Annotated in this window: 2 protein-coding genes; both read left to right on the forward strand. The window is 65.3% G+C overall.

Features of this window, described 5'->3' with window-relative positions; genetic code table 11:
• The first annotated feature begins 36 nt into the window (after positions 1-36).
• A complete protein-coding gene (locus NN484_RS11015) occupies positions 37-11043 on the forward strand; it encodes a non-ribosomal peptide synthetase (protein ID WP_274659095.1) in 11007 nt (3668 codons plus the stop codon).
• Positions 11043-22805: a non-ribosomal peptide synthetase gene (locus NN484_RS11020; RefSeq protein ID WP_274659096.1), complete on the forward strand. Its 11763-nt coding sequence runs from the start codon at positions 11043-11045 to the stop codon at positions 22803-22805. Before NN484_RS11015 ends, NN484_RS11020 begins: the two co-directional genes overlap by 1 nt.
• Positions 22806-22826: the final 21 nt, after the last annotated feature.

The raw sequence follows: 22826 nt of genomic DNA on the forward strand, positions 1-22826 counted from the left end.
TTTGTGCTTCCTGCCTACTGATCCGGATGCTGAGAAATGAATGCTGAAGACTCCTTGAAACTTGCTCGCCGGTTTATCGGGTTGCCCCTGGAAAAGCGCCAGATGTTCCTCGCGGCCTTGCACAAGGAGGGCGTGGATTTCGCCCGTTTTCCGATCCCGCAGGGAGTCGAGGCCGATGACCGGCAGGCGCTGTCCTACGCGCAGCAGCGGATGTGGTTTCTCTGGCAGCTCGATCCGCACAGCGGCGCCTACAATCTGCCGGGCGCGGTGCGCTTGACCGGGCCGTTGAACCTGGCGGCGCTGGAGCAGGCCTTCGCCCATCTGGTCGAGCGTCACGAAACCCTGCGCACGGTGTTCCAGCACCAGGCCGACGACAGCCTGCTGCAGGTGCCGGCGACGGCACCGTTGCTGATCGAACACGTGGACTTCACGGGCCTGACCCCGGCCGAACGTGAGCTCGCGGTCGCCGACGCCGCCCAGCACCAGTCGCTGCTGCCGTTCGATCTGGGCGTGGGGCCGCTGCTGCGGATCAAACTGCTCAAGCTCGACACTCAGGAGCATGTGCTGCTGCTGACCTTGCACCACATCGTCTCCGACGGCTGGTCGATGAACGTGCTGATCGACGAATTCATTCGTTGCTACGACGCGTTCGATGCCGGCCAGCCGGTGCAACTGGCAGCGCTGCCGATCCAGTACAGCGACTACGCCCTGTGGCAGCGCCGCTGGCTGGAAGCCGGGGAGCAGGCGCGGCAACTCGACTACTGGCAGGCGCAACTGGGTGATGAACACCCGGTGCTGGAGTTGCCCACCGATCACCCGCGCCCGGCGATGCCGAGTTATCGCGGCACCCGTTACGAATTCGCGCTCGATGGCGCGTTGGCCGAACAACTGCGCAGTACCGCCCAGCAGCACGGCATCACCTTGTTCATGCTGTTGCTCGGCGCGTTCAACGTGCTGCTGCATCGCTACACCGGACAAACCGACATCCGCGTCGGCGTGCCGATTGCCAACCGTAATCGCGGCGAAATCGAAGGCCTGATCGGCTTCTTCGTCAACACCCAGGTGTTGCGGACCGAGCTGGACGGCCAGACCCGCGTCGACGAGCTGCTGCGCGCGATCAAGGAAACCGCGCTCGGCGCCCAGGCCCATCAGGACCTGCCGTTCGAGCGCCTGGTCGAAGCGCTGAAACTGGAACGCAGCCTCAGCCACACACCGCTGTTCCAGGTGATGTACAACCATCAGCCGCAAGTCGCCGACATCAGCACCGTCAGCACCGCCTCCGGGCTGGAACTGGGCGTGATCGAGTGGCAGGGTCGCACCACCCAGTTCGACCTGACCCTGGATACCTATGAGAAGGCCGGCAAGTTGCACGCCGCGCTGACCTACGCCAACGACCTGTTCGAGCCGCAGACCATCGAGCGCATGGCGCAGCACTGGCTCAACCTGTTGCGCGGCATGGTCGAGGACAGCCGCCAGCGCATCAGCGATCTGCCGCTGCTGGAAAGTGCCGAGTATCAACGGATCGTCCATGACTGGAATCGCATCGAGGCGAATGTCACTGAAGCCGCGTGCATTCATCAATTGATCGGGCAACAGGTCGCGAGCCAGCCGCAGGCGCTGGCGGTGACCTTCGGTGACCGGGCGTTCAGCTACGCCGACATCGACGCACGGGCCAATCGTCTGGCGCACAAACTGATCGAGTGCGGGGTCGGCCCGGAGGTGCGGGTCGGCGTCGCCCTGCAGCGTTCCGACACGCTGCTGGTGGCCTTGCTCGCCGTGCTCAAGGCCGGTGGCGCCTATGTGCCGCTCGACCCGGACTACCCGGCCGACCGCGTGGCTTACATGCTTGAAGACAGCCGGGCGCGGGTGCTGCTGACCGAGCAGAGCATCGCGCAGACGCTCGCGGTGGGCGCCGACACCCAGGTGTTGTTGCTCGACCGGATCGATGCCGAACTGGCGGCTTACCCAAGCCATGCACCTGTCACTTCGGTGACGCCGGACAACCTGGCCTACGTGATCTACACCTCCGGCTCGACCGGCAAGCCGAAGGGCGTCGCCATCGCGCACCGCAATGTGCAGGCGCTGATCGACTGGTCGCGCAGCGTCTATCGCCGCGATGACATTCAAGGCGTATTGGCTTCGACGTCGGTGTGTTTCGACCTGTCGGTGTGGGAGCTGTTTGTCACGCTGGCCAACGGTGGCTCGCTGATCATCGCGCGCAATGCCCTGGAGCTGGCGCAACTGCCGGCGCGCGATCAAGTGCGCCTGATCAACACCGTGCCGTCGGCGATCAATGCCTTGCTGTGTGACGGCGCGATTGCTTCAAGCGTGCGCATCATCAATCTCGCGGGCGAGCCGTTGAAGCAGAGCCTGGTCGACGCGCTGTATCAGCAGACCTCGGTCGAGCAGGTGTTTGATCTGTACGGGCCTTCGGAAGACACCACGTACTCGACCTGGACGCGCCGCGAGGCGGGTGGTGCAGCGAACATCGGCCGGCCCTTGACCGGCACCGCCAGCTACCTGCTGGACGCCGATCTGCAAGCGGTGCCACAAGGCGTCGCCGCTGAACTGTATCTGGCCGGCGCCGGCATCACCCGGGGTTATCTGGGACGGGCGGCCATGACTGCTGAAAAGTACGTGCCGAATCCGTTTTCCAGCACCGGCGAGCGGCTGTACCGCACTGGCGACCTGACCCGTTATCAGCCGGACGGCGCGCTGCAATACGTCGGGCGTATCGACCATCAGGTGAAGGTGCGCGGTTTCCGTATCGAGCTGGGTGAAATCGAAGCGCGGCTGTTGCAGCAGGACGCCGTGCGCGAACTGGCGGTGCTGGCGCAGGACGGTGCCAGCGGTCAGCAACTGGTGGCCTACATTGTGCCGAGCGACGCCGCTGTGCTGGCGGCAGACGCCGATGCGCAGGCGAGCCTGCGCGAAACGCTGAAAGCGGCATTGCGCCAACACCTGCCGGATTACATGGTGCCGGCGTATTTGCTGTTCCTCGAACAATTGCCGCAGACCCCCAACGGCAAGCTCGACCGCAAGGCCTTGCCGGCGGTCGACGGGCGCCAGCAGCAGCGCGAACATGTAGCGCCGCGCAGCGTCATGGAAAAGGCCCTGGCCGCGATCTGGCAGGACGTGCTGTCGCTGGAAAACGTCGGCGTGGAGGACAACTTCTTCGAGCTGGGCGGCGATTCGATTGTGTCGATGCAAGTGGTCAGTCGGGCACGGCAGGCCGGGATCGTCCTCAGCCCCAAAGAACTGTTCCAGTACCAGACCCTCCGCAGCCTGGCGCAAGTCGCGCGGCAGGGTGAACGAAGTCTGATTGATCAGGGGCCTGCCGTCGGTGCGGTGGCGCTGGCGCCGGTCCAGCGTTGGTTCTTCGAACAGGAGATTGCCGAGCGTCAGCACTGGAACCAGTCGCTGTTGCTGGTGCCGCAACAGACGATGAATGCCGAGGCGCTGGATCGTGCGCTCAAGCATTTGATCAACCATCACGACGGCTTGCGCCTGCGCTACACCCTGAGTAGCGCAGGCTGGCAGCAGGCCTATGCCGCGCTGTCCGACGCATCGGTGCTGTGGCAGCGCAATGCCGCCTCGACGCAAGACCTCAAGGCGCTGTGCGACGAAGCCCAGCGCAGTCTGAATCTGAGTCACGGACCGTTGCTGCGCGCGCTGTTGCTGGATCTCGCCGACGGCAGTCAGCGCCTGCTGCTGGTCGCCCACCATTTGGTGATCGACGGTGTTTCGTGGCGGGTACTGCTGGAGGATTTGCAGCAGGCTTATGCCCAGGCCTTGAGCGGCGCGGTGATTGCCTTGCCGGGCAAGACCAGCGCCTATCAGCACTGGGTCGCACGCCTGCAAAGTCACTTGCCGAACTTCGCGCAGAGCCTCGATTACTGGCAGACGCTACTGCGCGAAGCTGCGCAGAACGACCTGCCATGCGAGCGCCCGCAGGGTTCGCTGGAAAATCGCCACGAGCAGAAAATCGAGCTGACATTCAGCGCCGAGCAGACCCGCAAGTTGCTGCAACAGGCGCCGGCGGCCTATCGCACCCAGGTCAACGACCTGCTGCTGACTGCGCTGGCGCGGGTGATCTGCCGCTGGAGCGGTCACACCGGCAGCCTGATTCAACTGGAGGGCCATGGCCGCGAAGACCTGTTTGACGACATCGACCTGACCCGCACCCTCGGCTGGTTCACCAGCCTGTTCCCGGTCCATCTGGTGCCGGCGGACAGCCTCGGTGCCTCGATCAAAACCATCAAGGAGCAACTGCGTGCGGTGCCGGACAAAGGCCTGAGCTACGGTGCGCTGCGTTATCTGGGCGATGAGCAAACCGCCGCGACCTTGGCCGCGCAGGTCAAGCCGCGTATCACCTTCAACTACCTCGGGCAATTTGACCGTCAGTTCGACGCGGCGGCGTTGTTTGTGCCGTCCAGCGAAGGCGGCGGTGTCGCTCAGGATCCGTCGGCGCCGCTGGCCAACTGGCTGACCGTCGAAGGTCAGGTGTACGGCGGCGAGCTGTCGATGAACTGGGGCTTCAGCCGCCAGATGTTCGACCGCGCCACCGTGCAGCGACTGGCCGATGAATACGCCAGCGAGCTGAATGCGTTGATCGAGCACTGCTGTGCCATCGACACGCCGCAGGCGACGCCGTCGGACTTCCCGCTGGCCCGGGTCACGCAGGCACAACTCGATGCGCTGCCGCTGCCGAGCGGGCAACTCGAAGACCTGTATCCGCTGTCGCCGATGCAGCAGGGCATGCTTTTTCACACCCTGTACGAACCGCAAGTCGGCGCCTACATCAGCCAGTTGCGCGTGGACATTCACGGCCTCGATCCACAGCGCTTTGCCCAGTCGTGGCAGGCGGCGTTGGCGCGTCATCAGATTCTGCGCAGCAGCTTCCACTGGCACGACCTCGACGCCGCGCATCAGGCGATCGTGCGTGAGGTGGCGTTGCCGCTGGAGATCTTGCAGGCGACCGACACCGACGCATTGGCCGATGCCGAACGGGCACAGGGTTTCGCGCTGGATAGCGCGCCGTTGTTGCGTTTGAAACTGGTGCGCAGCGGCAACGATGACTGGCACCTGATCTACACCAGCCACCATATTTTGATGGATGGCTGGAGCAACGCGCAGTTGCTCGCCGAAGTGATTGAACACTACAGCGCCGGCCAGCCGCTGCCGGCTCCGACTGGGCAATACCGCGATTATCTGGCGTGGTTGCAGGCGCAATCGGCCAGTGCCGGCGAGCAGTTCTGGAAAGCGGCGCTGGCGCCACTGCAAGCGCCGACACTGCTGGCCGACGCCTTGCGTCCACCGGTAGCGGGCGAGGGCAGCGCGGACCTGCGCGTGGTTCTCGACAGCCACGCGACCCGGCGCCTTGGCGAGTTCGCCCGCCAGCAGAAGGTGACCCTCAACACTGTGCTGCAAGGCGCCTGGGGCCTGTTGCTGCAACGCTACACCGGCCAGGATTGCGTGGCGTTCGGCGCGACGGTGGCCGGGCGTTCGGCACCGTTGGCGGGGATCGAAGAGCAGCTCGGACTGTTCATCAACACCTTGCCACTGATCTGTGCGCCCAACCCGCAACAGACCGTCAGCCAGTGGCTCGGCGACTTGCAGGGGCAGAACCTGGCGCTGCGCGATTTCGAGCACGTGCCGCTGTATGACATTCAAAGCTGGGCCGGTCAGCAGGGCAGTGCGTTGTTCGACAGCCTGCTGGTGTTCGAAAACTTCCCGGTGGCCGAGGCGCTGAAACAGGGCGCACCGGCGGGGCTGTCGTTCAGCAACCTGCACAACCATGAGCGCACCCACTATCCGTTGACGCTGGGCGTCGAAATCGGCGCGACCCTGACCCTCGACTTCGGCTACGACCGCGCGCGTTTCAGTGCCGGGCAAGTGGCGACGTTGTCGGCCAACCTGCAGCACCTGCTGAGGCAACTGATTGCTGATGCCGATGCCGCGTTGGGGTCGCTGGAGCTGCTCGATGCCGAGTCTCAGGCGTCGTTGCTGGCGGTCAGCCAAACGGCAGCGGTGGCGTTGCAGGACTCGCGTCTGGCCCATCAACAGATCGCCGCCCGCGCGGCGGCCGCGCCCGATGCACTGGCGCTGCGGGTCGACGGCCAGAGCCTGAGCTACGGCCAGCTCAACACTCAGGCCAACCGCCTGGCCCATCGCTTGATCGCCCACGGTGCCGGCCCGGGCACTCGGGTGGGGCTGGCGCTCAACCGTGGCCCGCAACTGATCGTCAGCGTGCTGGCGGTGCTCAAGAGCGGCGCCGCGTATGTGCCGCTGGACCCTAAATACCCGGCCGAGCGTCTGCGCTACATGATCGCCGACAGCCGCCTCGATGTGCTGCTGTGCGAGGCCGGTCTGCTGCAGGATCTGCCGGTGCCGGTGCCGGCGGTGGTGCGCCTGGTGCTGGATGACAGCGAAGGTTTTGCCGAGAACGACCCGCTGATTCAGGCTGACGCGCAGGATCTGGCCTATGTGATTTACACCTCCGGCTCCACCGGGCAACCGAAAGGCGTGGCGATTGCCCAGGGCGCGCTGCGCGAGTTCTGCCAGAGCGCTGCTGCGTATTCGCGGCTGTCGCCGGCGGACCGCGTGCTGCAGTTCGCCACGTTCAGTTTCGATGGTTTCGTTGAGCAGTGTTTCCCGGCGCTGTGCGTCGGCGCCGCGCTGATCATGCGTGGCGACGAGCTGTGGGATGCCGGGCGTCTGGCCGCTGAAATCGTGCGTCATGGCGTCACCGTCGCCGACTTGCCGGCCGCCTACTGGTACCTGCTGGCCCGTGAATGCGCGAGCGGCGCGATCAATACACTGGGCGAGTTGCGTCAGGTGCATGTCGGTGGTGAGGCCATGTCCGTCGAGGGCTTGCGCCTCTGGCATCAGGCCGGCCAGGGCCATGTGCGCTTGCTCAACACCTACGGTCCGACCGAGGCCACCGTGGTCTCCAGCGTGCAGGATTGCCGTCTGGACGACGCCAGCGACAGCTTCGGTGTGCCGATCGGCCGCGCCATCCCCGGACGTGCCCTGTATGTGCTGGACAGCGCCGGGCAATTGCTGCCGGCCGGCGGCATCGGCGAGCTGTGCATCGGCGCGCCGGCCTGTCTGGCGCAAAGCTATTTCGACCGCCCGGCGCTGACCGCCGAACGCTTCCTGCCGGACCCGTTTGCCGTGGAGCCCGGCGCCCGTCTGTACCGCAGCGGCGACCTGGCGCGCTACAACGCCAACGCCGATCTGGAATATGTCGGGCGTATCGACCACCAAGTGAAGATTCGTGGCTTGCGCATCGAAATGGGTGAGATCGAGGCCTGCCTGCAAGCGCGTGCCGAGGTGCGCGATGCCGCGGTTATCGCTCAGGACGGTACGCAACTGGTGGCGTATGTCGTGGCCAACGGCGTGCCGAGCGATGAGGCGCAGTACCGACAAGCCCTCGACGCCGCAATGCGCCAGTCGTTGCCGGATTACATGGTGCCGAGTCACCTGGTGTTGATGGCCGCGTTGCCGCTCAACAACAACGGCAAACTCGATCGCAGCGCCTTGCCACGGGTTGCCGCTGGCGCTGGTCAGCGCGAGTTCGTGGCCCCGGCGCCAGGGCTGGAAATGCAGCTGGCGCAGATCTGGCAAGCGGTGCTGCAAGTCGAGCGCGTGGGGCGCGAGGACAACTTCTTCGAGCTGGGCGGCCATTCGCTGCTGGTGCTGCAAGTGATCTCGCGGGTGCGTCAGCAACTGCAACTGGAGTTGCCGGTCAGCAGCCTGTTTTCGGCGGCCACGCTGGCTGAATTTGCCGAGCGCGCCGCGTCGGCCAGCGGCAGCGCGCAACCGCTGTTGCAGGCCAGCGAGCAGCCGGCGCTGTTGTCTTACGCCCAGCAGCGGCAGTGGATTGTCTGGCAGTTGGATCCGCAGAGCCCGGCGTACAACATTCCTGCGGCGTTGCGCCTCAAGGGCCGTCTGGATCAGGCGGCCCTGCGGCTGGCGTTCGAGCAATTGCAGGCGCGTCACGCCACCTTGCGCACCACCTTCGAACAGGACGGGCAGCAGGCGCGGCCATGTGTACATGCGCAGTTGCCGCTGCAACTTGATCAGCGTCAGATCGATGCAGCGTCTCTCGATGCCGCCATCTCCGCGCAAATCGCCCGTCCGTTCGATCTGCGCAACGGCCCGCTGTGGCGCATGTTGCTGCTGCAGCTTGGCACCGAGGAACATGTGCTGGTGCTGACGGTGCATCACATCGCCGCCGATGGCTGGTCGATGCAGATCATGGTCGATGAATTCAGTGCGCTGTATCAGGCCGCTGTCGAAGGGCGTGCCGCCGACCTCAAACAGTTGCCGGTGAGCTACAGCGATTACGCCCGCTGGCAGCGCGAGTGGCTGGAGGCGGGCGAGGGCGAACGCCAGCTCGGTCATTGGCGCGAGCGCCTGGCCGGCAGCCAGACACCGCTGGAATTGCCAAGTGAGCTGAGCCGTCCGGCGCGCCGCAGCGAGCGTGGCGCCAGCCTGCTGCTGAACGTCGATGCGCCGTTGCTGGCGGCGCTGCGCGAATGTGCGCAGGCGCAGCAAGTGACGTTGTTCATGCTGTTGCTGGCGAGCCTGCAGACCTTGTTGCACCGCCAGAGCGGGCAAGCGTCGATCAATGTCGGTGTGCCGAGCGCAGGGCGTTCGCGCCTGGAAACCGAAGGCCTGATCGGCTTCTTCATCAACACTCAGGTGCTGCGTGCCGAGATCGACGCTCAGCAATCCTTCAGCAGCCTGCTGCAACAGATCAAGCATGTGGCGTTGCAGGCGCAGGCCAATCAAGACCTGCCGTTCGAGCAACTGGTCGATGCCTTGCAACCGGATCGCAGCCTCAATCACAGCCCGTTGTTCCAGGTGCTGTTCAACCATCAGCAGCAACTGGGCGCCAGCGTCGAGCGCACGGTCGGTGACTTGCAGGTCGAGCGTTTGCACTGGCAGCAGACCACCACACAGTTCGATCTGGTCCTCGACACGCAGGAGCAGGGCGACACGCTGGACGCGAGCCTGACCTATGCCACCGACGTGTATGACCCGGCCTCGATGCAGCGCTTCGCCGAGCAGTGGCTGAACCTGCTGCGCGCGGTGGCGGCGGATCCGCAGCAGCGGGTGGCCGAGCTGCCATTGCTGGCAAGCGCTCAGCGTCAGGCATTGATCGCTGACTGGAACCCGCTGTTCGAACAGCAACCGCCGTCGCCGACCTTGCACCAGTTGTTCGAAGCCCAGGTCGCGCTGCGTCCGCAGGCGATTGCGCTGGTCTATGAAGGCGAACACCTGAGTTATGCCGCGCTGAATGCCCAGGCCAATCGTCTGGCGCGCAAGCTGCGCGAGCAGGGCGTCGGCCCGGAAGTACGGGTCGGCATCGCCACCGAGCGTGCGCTGGCGCTGGTGGTCGGTGTGCTGGCGATTCTCAAGGCCGGCGGTGCCTACGTACCGCTCGATCCGCAATACCCGGCGGAGCGTCTGAGCTACATGATCGAAGACAGCGGCATCGCCCTGCTGCTGACTCAGCAACCTCTGCTCGAAGGCTTGCCGGCGCGTGATGAGGTGCAGGTTCTGTGCCTCGACACGCTGGCACTGGACGGCTACAGCGCGGACGATCTGCCCGGACTGAGCCGCCCGGACAACCTCGCCTATGTGATCTACACCTCGGGCTCTACCGGCCGGCCGAAAGGCGCATTGCTCAGCCATGCCAACGTCGGGCGCCTGTTAAGCGCAACCGCCTGTGAATTCAACTTCGGCGCGGACGATGTCTGGACCCTGTTCCATTCCTGTGCGTTCGACTTCTCGGTGTGGGAGCTGTTCGGTGCGCTGTGCACCGGCGGGCGTCTGGTGATCGTGCCGTATTACATCAGCCGTGAGCCGCAGGCGTTCCATCGCCTGCTGTGCGACGAAGGCGTGACGGTGTTGAACCAGACGCCGACCGCGTTCCGGCAACTGCTGCCGATCGCCTGCGCCAGCCCGCGCAACCTGGCCCTGCGCCAGGTGATTTTTGGTGGCGAAGCGCTGGAAGTGGCGAGCCTGCGACCGTGGTTCGAACGCTTCGGCGATCAACAGCCGACGCTGGTGAACATGTACGGCATCACCGAAACCACGGTGCACGTGACCTATCGCGCGATCCGTCGGGCCGACCTCAACGGCAAGGCGCAGAGCCCGATCGGCCTGCCGATTCGCGACCTGCGCTGGTACTTGCTCGACAGTCAGTTGCAACCGGTGCCAGAGGGTGTGGCCGGTGAGTTGTATATCGCCGGCGCCGGTCTGGCGCGCGGTTACCACGGGCGCTTCGACCTGAGCGCCGAGCGATTTGTGCCGAACCCGTTCGGCAGCGGCGAGCGCCTGTATCGCAGCGGCGACCTGGCGCGCCAGCGACACGACGGCAGCATCGATTACCTCGGGCGGATCGACCAGCAAGTGAAGATCCGTGGCTTCCGCATCGAGCTGGGGGAAATCGAGGCGGCGCTGCTCGCGCAACCCGGCGTGCGCCACGCGGTATTGAGCGTACACGGCGACGAGGGTGGGCCGCAGTTGTGCGCCTACGTGGTGGCCGAGCACACCCCGGCCGACCCGATCGCCTGGCGCGACAACCTGCGCGCGGCACTCAAGGTCGATCTGCCGGACTACATGGTGCCGAGCCACTGGCTGCTGCTCGATGCCTTGCCGCTGACCAACAACGGCAAGCTCGACCGCAAGGCCTTGCCGCGGCCCGATGCCCAGGCCTTGCAGCGCCCTTATGAAGCCCCCGAAGGCGAACTCGAACGGCAACTGGCGGCGATCTGGGCCGACGTGCTGGGCGTGGCGCAAGTCGGGCGGCGCGACAACTTCTTTGAATTGGGCGGGCACTCGCTGCTCGCCGCGCAGGCCAGCGCCCGTGTGGCGCTGGAACTGGGCATCGAGCTGGCGCTGCGTGCGCTGTTCGAATCCAGCGACCTTCAGGCTTATGCCGCCCTGGCCGGGCAACTCGCCCCGACTGACAACGATGCACGTCTGGATGCGCTTGAGTCGCTTCTCGACGAGATGGAGATCAACTGATGGAACACTCTACCGCCTGGCGCATCGCTACCCGTTTTGCCGCGTTGCCGGCAGACAAGCGCCGCGAATTTCTGCAGCGCATGCAAGAGCAGGGCGTGAGCTTCGGGCAACTGCCGATCCCACCCGCCGCCGAGCCACAAACGACGTTCGAACTGTCGTACGCGCAGCAACGCCAGTGGTTTCTCTGGCAGCTCGACCCGCAGAGCGCCGCCTACAACATTCCTGCTGTCTTGCGTCTGCAAGGGCCGCTGAACGTCGCTGCCTTGCAACACAGTTTCGACGTGCTGCTGGCGCGTCACCAGAGCCTGCGCAGCCGTTTCGTCGAGGACGACGGTCAGGTCATGCAAACCCTCGCGGCGGTCACCTCGCTGCCGATCGAACCGCATGACCTGCGGGCGCAGCCACAGGCCGAACGTCTAGCCTGCGCCATGCGCCAGGTCGAAGCTGAGATTGCCCGGCCTTTCGATCTGCAGCACGGCCCGCTGTTGCGCGTCAGCCTGTTGCAACTGGAGGCCGAAGACCACGTGCTGGTGCTGACCCTGCATCACATCGTCACCGACGGCTGGTCGATGGGCGTGTTGATCGAGGAGTTCTCGCGCCTGTATGCGGCTCACTGTCAGGGCCAGGACGCGCAGCTTGAAGCGCTGCCGATCGAGTACTCGGACTACGCCGCCTGGCAACGCCGCTGGATGGAAGCCGGCGAGCTTGAGCGCCAGTTGAACTGGTGGCGCGACACCCTGGGCAGCGAGCAACCGCTGCTGGAACTGCCCACCGACCGCCCGCGTCCGGCCCAGCCAAGCCAGCGCGGTGCGCGTCTGGAGTTCGCCTTGGAGGCCGATCTGGCCGCTGGCTTGATGGCCCTGGCGAAGCAGTCCGGTGTCACCCCGTTCATGTTGCTGCTGGCCAGTTTCCAGGCCTTGCTCTATCGCTACAGCGGCCAGTCCGACCTGCGCATCGGTGTGCCGATCGGTAACCGCAACCGCGCCGAAACCCGTGGCCTGATTGGCTTCTTCGTCAACACCCAGGTGATGCGCGTCGAGGTCGACGGGCGTCAGACCTTCAGCCAATTGCTTGAGCAGACCCGCGCCGCGTCGCTGGACGCGCAGGCTTATCAGGACTTGCCGTTCGAACGTCTGGTGCAGGCGCTGCAAGGCGATCGCAGCCTGAGCCACAGTCCGCTGTTCCAGGTGATGTTCAACCATCAACAAAGCAAAGCGACGGCAGTCGACGGCTGGCTCGCAGGGCTGCGGGTCGAGGCGCTGAATGCCACGACGCCAACCACCCAGTTCGACCTGCAACTCGATACTCAGGAAGTCGGTGAGCAGTTGTTCGCCAGCCTGACCTACGCCACCGATCTGTTCGACGCCGAGCGCATCGAACACCTGGCCCGGCATTGGCGTAACCTGCTGGCCGGGGCAGTGGCAAACCCGCAATGCTCGCTGGCGGAACTGCCGCTGCTGGACGCCGACGAGCGTCTGCGCATGCTCGCTGACCTCAATGACACTGCACAGACGTACCCGGGCGAAGTCTGCGTGCAGCGCCATTTCGAAGCGCGTGCGGCGCAGCAACCTGACGCCACGGCGCTGGTGTTCCAGGGCCAGACCCTCAGTTACGCCGAGCTCAATCGGCGCGCCAACCGTCTGGCTCACCACTTGCGTGCGCAAGGCGTCGGCGCGGAAGTGCTTGTCGGGATCGCCTGCGAGCGTTCGCTGGAGATGGTTGTCGGCCTGTTGGCGATTCTCAAGGCCGGTGGCGCCTACGTGCCGCTGGACCCGGAATACCCGCTCGATCGCCTGAGCTACATGATTGAAGACAGCGGCATTTCCCTGCTGCTGACCCAGGAGCATTTGCTGACGCAACTGCCGACGCCGGATTCGCTGCGCACCTTGTGCCTGCAAGCGGACGCCGACTGGCTGAGCGAACTGCCGGACAGCGATCTGCCCAATCTGGCGCTGGCGGAAAACCTCGCGTACGTGATCTACACCTCCGGCTCCACCGGTAAACCCAAGGGAGCCGGCAACCGTCATGTAGCGCTGCACAACCGTCTGGAGTGGATGCAGCAGGCCTACAATCTGCAACCGCGCGACCGGGTGCTGCAAAAGACCCCGTTCAGTTTCGACGTGTCGGTCTGGGAGTTTTTCTGGCCGCTGATGAAGGGCGCAACACTGGTGATTGCCGCGCCCGGCGAGCACCGTGATCCGCAGCGCCTCGCCGCGCTGATCGTCGAGCAGTCGATCACCACGCTGCATTTCGTGCCGTCGATGCTGTCCGCGTTCATCAGCGCCGACGAGTCGCTGGCCTGCACCTCGCTGACGCGGATCATCTGCAGCGGCGAAGCGTTGCCGATGGCGTTGCAGCGCCAGACCTTGCGCAGCCTGCCGCAAGCCAGTCTGTACAACCTCTATGGCCCGACTGAAGCGGCCATCGACGTGACCCACTGGACGTGTGTGGAGGAGGGTCGCGACAGCGTGCCGATCGGTCGGCCGATCGCCAACCTGCGCACCTTGATCCTCGACAGCGAATTGCAGCCGTTGCCGCTGGGCGCGGTGGGTGAGTTGTACCTGGGCGGTATCGGCCTGGCCCGTGGTTACCACCGGCGCGGCGCGTTGACCGCCGAGCGTTTTGTCGTCGACCCGTTCGGCAGCGGCGAGCGCCTGTACCGCACCGGTGACCTGGCGCGCTACCGCGCCGACGGGGCCATCGAGTACTGCGGCCGTATCGACCATCAGGTGAAAATTCGCGGCCTGCGCATTGAACTGGGCGAAATCGAGGCACGCCTGCAAGAACATGCCGAGGTTCAGGAGGCGGTGGTGCTGGCGCTGGACGGGCCGAGCGGCAAGCAACTGGTGGCGTACGTGGTGCCGCAGGATCGGGCGCTGCCGAATGCCGATGGCGCCCGGCAGAACGCCTGGCGCGAAACCCTGAAAACTCATTTGCTCGCGAGCCTGCCGGACTACATGGTGCCGGCGCAGACCGTGCTGATCGAGCAGATGCCGCTCAGCCCCAATGGCAAGCTTGAACGCAAACGCCTGCCGGCACCGACCCTGCAAGTCAGCCAGCGCGCCTTCGAAGCGCCAAGTACAGCGCATGAACAAGCGCTGGCGCAGATCTGGCAGGAGGTGCTCGGTGTGGCGCAAGTCGGGCGCCAGGACAACTTCTTTGAGCTGGGTGGCGACTCGATCATTTCGATTCAGGTGGTCAGCCGCGCCCGGCGTGCCGGCCTGAGCCTGCAACCGCGTGATCTGTTCCAGCAGCAGACGCTGCAGGCGCTGGCTGCGGTGGTCAAGGTGCAGACCGCGCCGCTGGCGCCACAGGGGCCGGTAGAGGGCGGGCAGGTGCTGACGCCGATTCAGCGCTGGTTCTTCGACGAACCGATCCCGCAACGCCAGCACTGGAACCAGGCGGTGTTGCTGGTCCCGCGTCAGCCGCTGGAACTGCCACGCCTGCAAGCGGCATTGCAACGCCTGCTCAAGCAGCACGACGCCTTGCGGTTGCGCTTCGGTCAGGTCGACGGCCAGTGGTCGGCGCGCTATGTCGGCGCCGACAGTGCCGACGTCGTCGACATGCTCTGGACCGCCCGGGTCGCCAGCAATGACTCGCTGGAATCGGTGTGCGAAGAGGCCCAGCGCAGCCTGAGCCTGCAAGACGGCCCGTTGCTGCGTGTCGCTCTGATCGCCCAGGCCGACGGCAGCCAGCGCCTGTTGCTGGTGATCCACCATTTGGCGGTGGACGGTGTGTCGTGGCGAGTGTTGCTGGAAGACTTGCAGGCGGCTTATCAGGACAAGGAACTGCCGGCCAAGACCAGCGCGTTCCAGACCTGGGCGCTGAAGCTGCAAGACCATGCGCGCAGTGAGGCGGCGCTCGCCGAATTGGCGTGGTGGCAGACGCAACTGGGCCAGGCCAGCGACCGTTTGCCGGCGGCCAATGCCCAGGCCAGTCAGGCCGGACATTTGCGTCAAGGCGTGAGCATTGCGCTGGATCGCGAGCAGACCCGGCGTTTGCTGCAACAGGCGCCGGCGGCCTATCGCACCCAGGTCAATGACCTGCTGCTGACCGCGCTGGCCCGCACCTTGAGTCGCTGGAGCGGTCACGCCTCGGCGCTGATCCAGCTCGAAGGGCATGGTCGCGAAGACCTGTTCGACGACATCGACCTGACCCGCACGGTTGGCTGGTTCTCCAGCCTGTTCCCGGTGTGCCTGACGCCGACGGCGGACCTTGCCGGTTCGATCAAGGCGATCAAACAGCAGCTGCGTGAAATCCCCGGCAAAGGCCTGGGTTACGGGCTGCTGCGCTACATGGGCGACGCCGCGACTCAAGCGGCGCTGACGGCGTTGCCGCAGGCGCGGGTGACGTTCAACTACCTGGGGCAGTTCGACCAGAGTTTCGCCGAGGACGCGCTGTTCAGCCCCGCCAGCGAAGCCAGCGGCGCCGCGCAATCGGCCGACGCGCCGTTGCCGAACTGGCTGTCGGTGGACGGTCAGGTGTATGGCGGTGAACTGAAACTGGACTGGACCTTCAGCCGCGAATGCTTCGACCACAGTGAAATCGAACAGCTGGCTGCAGACTATCGCCACGAGTTGCTGGCGCTGATCGAGCATTGCCTGAGCGATGAGGCCGGTGGCGTGACCCCGGCGGATTTCCCGCTGGCACGTTTGAGCCAGGCACAACTCGATGGCTTGCCAGTGGCGGCGACGCAGATCGAGGACCTGTACCCGCTGTCGCCGATGCAGGCCGGCCTGCTGTTCCACAGCCTGTTCGAGTCGGCGTCCGGTGCCTACGTCAACCAGCTTAATGTCGAGGCCCGTGGTCTGGACGCCGAGCGACTGGGGCAGGCGTGGCAGGCGGTGATCGATGCGCATCCGATCCTGCGCAGCAGTTTCCACTTCCCGCAGGGCTTCGAGGCGCCGGTGCAACTGGTGCAGCGTCATCTGCGCCTGCCGTTCCGTTGCCTGGACTGGCGCGGCCGTGCCGATCAGGCCGAGGCGCTGGCGCAACTGATCGACAGCGAGCGCCTGCAACTGGACCCGGCTCAGGCGCCGTTGATGCGTTTGACCCTGGTGCGGCTGGACGATGAGCGTCAGCAATTGATCTACACCCACCACCATTTGCTGCTCGACGGCTGGAGCAATTCGCTGTTGCTCAGCGAAGTGCTGCAGCGTTACGCCGGGCAAGCAGTGTCGGCCCCGAGCGGACGTTTTGCCGACTACATCGGCTGGCTGCAACGCCAGGATTCACAGGCCGACGAGCGCTTCTGGCTGGAACAACTGGCGCCGCTGGACAACCCGACTCTGTTGGCCCAAAGCCTGGCCCATGGCGATCTGAAACAGGCGACCAGCGACGCCTTTGCCGACCATCTGCAAACCTTCGACGTGGCCGCGACCCGGCGCTTGAGCGAGTTTGCCCGTCAGCAGAAAGTCACCCTCAACACCTTGCTGCAAGGCGCGTGGGCGCTGTTGTTGCAACGCTACAGCGGCCAGCGCTGCGTGGCGTTCGGCGCGACCGTTGCCGGGCGCCCGGTGGACCTGCCGGGAGCGGACAGTCAGTTGGGCCTGTTCATCAACACCTTGCCGGTGATCAGTTGCCCGGACGCGGTGGAAACAGTCAGCCAGTGGCTGAGCCGTTTGCAGGCACAGAACCTGGAGCTGCGTGAGCACGAGTTCACCGCGCTGGGCGACATCCAGCGTTGGGCCGGACGTGCCGGTGAGCCGTTGTTCGACAGCCTGCTGGTGTTCGAAAACTTCCCGGTGGCCGAGGCGTTGCAACAGGGTGCGCCGGCCGGCCTGAGCTTCTCGACGCCGCAAAACCATGAACGCACCAACTTCCCGCTGACCCTGGCGGCCACCGCGGAAAACACCCTGAGCCTGAACTGGAGTTACCAGTGCAGCCACTTCAGCGCCGCGGCCATCGCCCGCATGAGCGAGCATCTGGCTGTGCTGCTGAACGCGATGGTCGACGCACCCGAGGGCGCCTTGAGCGAATTGGATCTGCTGACCGCCAGCGAGCGTACGCAGCAGTTGCAAACCTGGAACCCGGCCTTCGCCGCGCACGAAAATCCGCTGTGCGTGCATCAACTGATTGAAGCCCAGGCCGAGATTCGTCCGCAGGCCACGGCGCTGATTTTTGCCGAGGTCGAGCTGACCTTCGCCGAGCTTAACCGCCGCGCCAACCGTCTGGCCCATCGCCTGCGCAACCTCGGGGTGGGGCCGGAGGTGCGGGTCGGTCTGGCGATGCAGCGTTCGCCGGAGATGATCGTCGGTCTGTTGGCGATCCTCAAGGCCGGCGGTGCCTACGTGCCGCTCGACCCGGCGTATCCCGCCGAGCGCCTGCAATACCTGATGCAGGACAGCGGCATTGTGCTGATGCTCAGCCAGTCGTGGCTGCGGGACAAACTGGCGCTGCCGGACGACCTGCCGGTGCTGGACATCGACCGCGAGCCACTGGAATTGATGGCGGACAGCAACCCGGTCAACCTGACTTGTGGGGAAAACCTTGCGTACCTGATTTACACCTCGGGCTCCACCGGGCGGCCGAAAGGCGTCAGCGTGGCCCACGGTCCACTGGCGATGCACTGCCTGGCAATCGGCGAGTTGTACGGCATGACCCCGGAGGATCGCGAGCTGCAGTTTGCCTCGATCAGTTTCGACGGTGCTCACGAACGCTGGCTGACCCCGCTGCTGTTCGGTTCGGCCGTCATGCCGCGTGACGATGAGTTGTGGAGCGTCGAGCGCACCTGCGCGGAAATCCAGCAGCACGGCATCACCATTGCCTGCTTTACCCCGAGCTATCTGTTGCAGATCGCCGATTTCATGGGGGAAGCGGGGCGCGACCTGCCGATCCGCTCCTACACGCCGTGCGCCGAAGGCATGCCCAAGCATGCGTTCGATGAAGTGCAGCAGGTGCTGCAACCGCAGCGCCTGATCAACGGTTACGGCCCGACCGAAACCGTGATCACCCCGCTGATCTGGCTGGCCTACCCGGACACCGAATTCGACTCGGCCTTCATGCCGATCGGCCGGCCGGTGGGCAACCGCAGCGCTTACATTCTCGACGGTGGTTTGCAGCCACTGCCGGTGGGGGTGGCCGGCGAGTTGTACCTGGGCGGCGAGGGCGTTGCCCGGGGTTATCACCAGCGTCCGGACTTGACTGCCGAGCGTTTCGTGCCGGATCCGTTCGTGCCGGGGGCGCGCCTGTATCGCAGTGGTGACCTGGCGCGGTTCCGCGCCGATGGCGTGGTGGAATACCTCGGCCGGATCGACCAGCAGGTGAAGATTCGCGGTTTCCGCATCGAGCTGGGGGAAATCGAAGCCTGCCTGCTGGAGCACGAAGGCGTGCGCGAAGCACTGGTGATCGATCGCGACGGGCCGGTGAGCCGCCAGTTGGTCGGCTACATCGTGCCGCGCGATCCACTGGCCAACGAGCAGGACCTGCACGCCGCGTTGACTGCGCACCTGCGCAGCCGTCTGCCGGCGCACATGTTGCCGGCGCACCTGATGTGCCTGGCGGCATTGCCGCTGACGCCCAATGGCAAACTCGACCGCAAGGGCCTGCCGGCACCGGACGTTGCGCGCCAGACTCAGGATCAGGTGCCGGCCGCGACACCGGCCGAAGCGCTGCTGGTGGAGATCTGGCAGGACCTGCTGGGTCTGGATGCGCTGGGCGTCACCGAGAACTTCTTCGAATTGGGCGGTGACTCGATCATTTCCCTGCAAGCGGTCAGCCGCGCCGGGCAGCGCGGGCTGGTGTTCAGTCCGAAGCAGCTGTTCGAACAGCAGACCATCCGCGCACTGGCAGCCGTGGCGGTCACTCGCGAAACGACCTTGAATGAGGCGCCGACAGTCGCCGCGTTCGCGCTGGTGCCGCACATCGACGGGGCCGCTCGCGAAGGATTGCAAGACCTGTATCCGCTGTCGCCGATGCAGCAGGGCATGCTGTTCCATTGCCTGGATTCACCGGAGCTGAACCCCTACGTCAACCAGTTGAGCGTGGCCGTGGACGGTTTGCAGGTGCCGCGTTTCCGTGCGGCATGGCAAACCCTGATCGAACGCCATGAGGTGCTGCGTGCTGCGTTCCGCTGGCGTGATGGGCTGGCCGATCCGCTGCAGGCAGTGTTCGCCGATGTCGAGTTGCCAATCGAAGAACTCGACTGGCGCGAGCGCAATGACACCGAGCAGGCGCTGAGCGAACTGGCCGCTGCCGAGCAGGCCAAGGGCTTCGACCTGAGCTGCCCGCCGCTGATGCGTTTCGTGCTGGTGCGCCTCGATGCCGAGCGCTATCAGATGATCTGGGTCTACCATCACCTGCTGCTCGACGGCTGGAGTGCATCGCGCCTGCTCGGCGAGATGCTGCGCCTGTATCACCACGCCAGCCTGCCAGCGCTCAATGGCCGTTACGCCGATTACATCGGCTGGCTGCAACGTCAGGACAATGCGCAGGCCGAAGGCTTCTGGCGCGAGCGTCTGGCGTTGCTCGAAGCACCGACGATTCTGGCCAAGGCCAGCGGGGCCACGGGCTCCGGGCACGGCGTGATGTACACCGATCTCGATGCCGAGGCGACGCGCAAGCTGCATGCGTTTGCCAAGCGTCAGCGCGTGACCCTCAACACCTTGGTGCAGGCCGCCTGGCTGCTGTTGTTGCAACGGCACAGCGGCCAGCGCAGCGTGGCGTTCGGCGCTACGGTGGCAGGGCGCCCGACCGGCCTGCCGGGGGCGCAGGAAATGCTCGGTCTGTTCATCAACACCTTGCCGGTGATCCAGACCCTCGACCCGCAGCAGCCGTTGGGCGAATGGTTGCGTGAACTGCAGGACTACAACCTGACCGTGCGTGACTATGAACACACGCCGTTGTCGGACATCCAGCGTTGGGCCGGACTCGGTGGCCAGGGCCTGTTCGACAGCATCATCGTGTTCGAAAACCATCCGGTCGATCGGGCGTTGCGCGGCGGCGAGGAAGGCGAGTTGCGCTTTGCCGAAGTCGGCAGCGCCGGCGTCACCAACGTGCCGATGGACTTGATGGTCAGCGCCAACGACGATGGCCTGGAAGTCGAATACCTGTACCTGCGTGAGCGTTTCAGTGATGCCGAGGTCGAGCAGATCCGCGCGCAACTGGAAGGTTTGCTGCGCACCTTGCCGGAAGATGAACGCTGCCTGATCGGCAATCTCGGCTTGCCCGGGGCGCGTCCGGGCCTGCCACAAGCGTCGACCGACGAGACTGATCTGCTGTGCAGCTTCAACCAACACGTGCGCAACCAGCCGCAGAAAACCGCGCTGTTCTGTGAAGACCGTGAAGTCAGTTATGCCGAGCTTGAAGCCCGGGCCAACGGCTTGGCCCGGCAATTGATCGAGCGTGGTATCGGTGCGGAAAGTCTGGTGGCCGTGGCATTGCCGCGCTCGGAACGCACGATCATCGCGTTTCTCGCGGTGCTCAAGGCCGGCGCGGCGTATTTGCCGCTGGACCTGGCGTACCCGCCGGAGCGTCTGGCCTACATGCTTGATGATTCGGCGGCCAGCCTGCTGCTCTGCGACAGCGACCTGGGTCAGCGCCTGACCCTGGCCGACAATGTGCCGCGCCTGTTGCTCGATCAACTGCCGCACGACGACAGCGCGCAATGCCCGTTGACGCAGCCGCTGGCAGGGCACCTCGCGTACCTGATCTACACCTCCGGTTCCACCGGTCAGCCCAAAGGCGTGGCAGTGGCGCGCGGACCGATTGCCCGGCATTGCCGAGGCATCATCGACCTGTACGAACTGGTGCCGGACAGTCGTGAATTGCACTTCATGTCGTTTGCCTTCGACGGTGCTCAGGAGCGCTGGCTGAGCGAGTTGCTGGCCGGTGGCAGTCTGGTGGTTCGCGAGGACAATCTGTGGACGCCGGAGCAGACCCTGCAAGTGCTGGAGCGCCATCAGGTCAGCGTCGCCTGCTTCCCGCCGGCCTACCTGCAACAGATGGCTGAAGTGGCTGAACGCCTGGGGCATGCGCCGGCGGTGCAGGTGTATTGCTTCGGCGGTGATGCGGTGCCGGAGGCCAGTTTCGAACAGGTCAAACGCGCCTTGCGTCCACAGCGTCTGGTCAACGGCTATGGCCCGACCGAAACCGTGGTCACGCCGCTGCTGTGGCGTGCCGAAGCCAGTGAGCGCTGCGAGGCGGCCTATGCGCCGATCGGGCGTGGCGTGGCCGGGCGTGGATTGTATGTACTCGACGCCGACCTCAATCCGTTGCCGGCCGGGGTCAGTGGCGAGCTGTATCTGGGGGGCGAATGCCTGGCGCGGGGTTATCACCAGCGCCCGGGCATGAGCGCCGAACGCTTCATTCCCGATCCGTTCGAAGCGGGCGGGCGCATGTACCGCACCGGCGACCTGGTGCGCCAGCGCGAATGCGGTCTGATCGACTACCTCGGGCGTCTTGACCAGCAAGTGAAGATTCGCGGCTTCCGCATCGAACTCGGCGAAATCGAAGCACGCCTGCGTGAATGCGCCGGGGTGCAGGATGCCGCCGTGGTGGTGCACGACACGCCGACCGGCAAGCAGTTGGTGGGCTATGTGGTCGCAGCAGGTGTGACCGGTCTGGATCGCCGCATCAAGACCGAGCTGCAGGCGCAACTGCCCGACTACATGGTGCCGGCGCGGATCATGCTGCTGCAGCGCTTCCCGCTGTCGGCCAACGGCAAGCTCGATCGTCGGGCGCTGCCGCAACCGGAGTGGGCGCTGGGCGGTTATCGCGCCCCCCGCAATGCGCTGGAGCAGGCACTGGCGACGATCTGGCAGGAGGTGCTCGGCGTGCCGCAAATCGGCATCGACGATAACTTCTTCGAACTGGGCGGCGACTCGTTGCAGGTGCTCAAAGTCATTTCGCGGGTGCGCAGTCAGCCGCAACTCGGTTTCGAATTGAAGCTGCGTGACCTGATGCAAAAGCCGTGCATTGCCGAACTCAGTGGTTATCAGGTGCAGGAGGCGGCTACTGCGCCGGATCCGTTGCTGGCGCTCAACAGCCGCCTGGCCCATGTGCCGGCACTGTTCTGCCTGCACGCCGGGTTCGGCACGGTGTTCGATTACGAGCCGCTGGCCCGGCGTCTGGAAGGTCGGCGCACGGTCTACGGCCTGCAATGCCGGATGCTGCTCGACCCGCAATGGCAGGATGAATCGCTGCCGGCGATGGCCCTGGCCTACGCCCAGCGCATTCGTGCGCAGCAACCGGAAGGCCCGTATTACTTGCTCGGTTGGTCGCTGGGCGGGGCGCTGGTGCAACTGGTGTCCCGCGAGCTGGAAAGCCAGGGCGAAACCGTCGCGTTCGCCGGTCTGGTCGACAGCTACGTGGCCGGCACGGCCGAGGCGGGGGACTGGCGTGAAGACTTGGCGGATTTCCTCAAATTTGTGCTCGGCCTGTCGGTTGCAGAGGCTCAGGCGCTGATCGTTGAAAAAGCCGCTGGGCTCGACGAACAGGCCGCCGCTGCGGCAGTGATCGAAGCCGCGCTGCACGGTTCCAGCAGCGATGCAGCATTGGGCGCCGATGAGTTCACGCGGATCTTCGCCACCGGTGCCGCGCTCAAGCAACTGGCGCTGGCCCAGCAGCAACTGCCGAAGATCCAGGTGGCGGCGTACCGCTGGTGGGTGGCTGAGCGAGACGCCGAGCGCGAGGTGTTCGCCGCTCAGGTCGGACGCCAGGGCGTCGACCGTCTACTGGCTGGCGGGCACTACGAATTGATGCGCGGTGACGAGTTGCTCGATCAGTTGCAAGCCTTGCTCGAACGTCGCACCACAGTCGCTTGATCACTGCCGGGCAGCCAACGC

The sequence above is a fragment of the Pseudomonas serboccidentalis genome, assembly GCF_028830055.1.
GTDB lineage: Bacteria > Pseudomonadota > Gammaproteobacteria > Pseudomonadales > Pseudomonadaceae > Aquipseudomonas > Aquipseudomonas serboccidentalis.